Genomic DNA, 1,805 nt, shown 5'->3' with positions numbered 1-1,805 from the left:
CATATATATCCTGTACAATTCCGTTAAAGCTTCGTGAAACGATGACGACAGGAATGTTGTTTTTAATTAAATCTTTAACACCCTCAAGTGCTGCTGGAGGAAGATTCCCTTGACCCAATGCCTCAACCACGACCCCATCAACCTCCAGACCAAGAATAGCCTTCAGTAGCGAAGAGTCCATTCCGGCATGGGCTTTAATCAGCACAACTTTCTTTTCAGCATCAGTTATAGAATAGTTTTCATGTTTAGTAGGAGTGTGATGAAAATGCACACCTCTTTTAGTCACAATTCCTATTGGGCCATACTGAGGACTCTGGAACGTGGAAAGATTGCTCGTATGTGTCTTGGTCACATTCAGCGCTGTATGGATTTCGTCATTCAGGACTACCAGTACACCTTGACCCTTAGCTTCATCGCTTGAAGCTACTTTTATGGATGAAATTAGATTATAAAGTCCATCTGATCCTAATTCATTGCTTGAACGCATTGCGCCGGTTACGACAATTGGAAAACTAGCCTGGATTGTCAGATCTAAAAAGTATGCTGTTTCCTCAAGTGTATCCGTACCATGGGTTATGACTGCTCCCTCAATAGTACCCGTTTGCTCATACTGTTCGATTAACTGCTTTAACTGCATCATTTCATTTGGTGTTATATGCGGGGAGGGAAGATTGAATGGCTCTTCTATCACGAGATTAGCAAGTTTTGAAAGAAGGCTTGTCCCTTCTTTTAATGGATTATTTGTGCCCGGCTTGACGGAGCCGCTAGTATCTTCACTCATCGAAATGGTACCGCCAGTATGAATTAATAAAATGTTTTTTTTCAAGACTTCTACCTCCGAATCACCTGTCGAGAAAGAATAATAATCCATTTTCTTTCTTCTAATATCATGATACGATTAAAAAAACAAATTGAAAAGAGGTCAGCGCATGCTGGGAATAGTTACTGCTGGTGTCGCTCCCGGGCTGGCACTGTTAAGCTACTTTTATTTAAAGGATCAATATGATTCAGAACCCCTATCCCTTGTATCTAAAACCTTTTTATTTGGAGCACTGCTCGTATTTCCACTTATGTTCATCCAATATGTTCTTGCTGCTGAAGGTATATTGCAAGGGGACTTTACAAAAGCATTTGGAACGGTTGGCCTATTGGAAGAATTCTTTAAATGGTTCATCCTTTATTATACCATTTTTCAGCACATCGCCTTTGATGAACCATACGATGGAATTATCTATGGTGCATCTGTGTCATTAGGCTTTGCTACAGCGGAAAATATCTTTTACCTCGTTGCGAACGGACTTCAGGATGCAATCGGCAGAGCACTTCTGCCCGTATCCAGCCATGCACTGTTTGGTGTGATTATGGGATATTATTTAGGAAAGGCAAAGTTCTCCGAGCATTCAATAAAAAAATGGATTGTACTTTCATTAACTGTACCCGTTCTCCTGCATGGAATCTATGATTATATTCTGATGACAAGGGAAGACTGGCTGCTGCTTATGGTTCCTTTTATGATATTTTTATGGTGGCTTGGGTTAAGAAAAGTGAAAAAAGCAAGGATCCTGACACTAAAGCATATCGAAAGGCATTATCCAATATAAAAACTCTCCATTTCATTAAAAATGGAGAGTTTTTTCTTTTTGTGGAATAAAAGTTATCTCTTTACAAAAAATAGAGTTAATCTTTAAAGTTCACATCTTGGGGGTTGCATGCAATGAAGAATTATCGGTCAATCTTGAAATTGATGGCCGCGCTGGCATTGATTTTGGCAGTAGTACGATTCAGCGGTATCGAGCAAAGGGCTG

General features: G+C 39.9%; 2 protein-coding genes. One reads left to right on the top strand and one right to left on the bottom strand.

Annotated features, from left to right (window positions below; genetic code table 11):
* Positions 1–781, bottom strand: a 781-nt coding sequence (locus tag WB217_RS10300; RefSeq protein ID WP_423993125.1) for an asparaginase, incomplete at its 3' end; no start/stop codon positions are given.
* A gap of 148 nt (positions 782–929) precedes the next feature.
* Between WB217_RS10300 and prsW the strand changes: the two genes are divergently transcribed.
* Positions 930–1,601: a glutamic-type intramembrane protease PrsW gene (gene prsW / locus WB217_RS10295; protein ID WP_423993123.1), complete on the top strand. Its 672-nt coding sequence runs from the start codon at positions 930–932 to the stop codon at positions 1,599–1,601.
* The last annotated feature ends 204 nt before the right edge of the window (positions 1,602–1,805 follow it).

The organism is Mesobacillus sp., assembly GCF_049588175.1.
Taxonomy (GTDB): Bacteria; Bacillota; Bacilli; order Bacillales; family Cytobacillaceae; genus Mesobacillus.
The sequence above is the reverse complement of the archived record's forward strand: the minus strand, read 5'-3'. Positions and strand labels throughout refer to the sequence as shown.

Coding starts and splice junctions, on each gene's coding strand:
- prsW (WP_423993123.1), top strand. CDS start 930: ATGCTGGGAATAGTTACTGCTGGTGTCGCTCCCGGGCTGGCACTGTTA.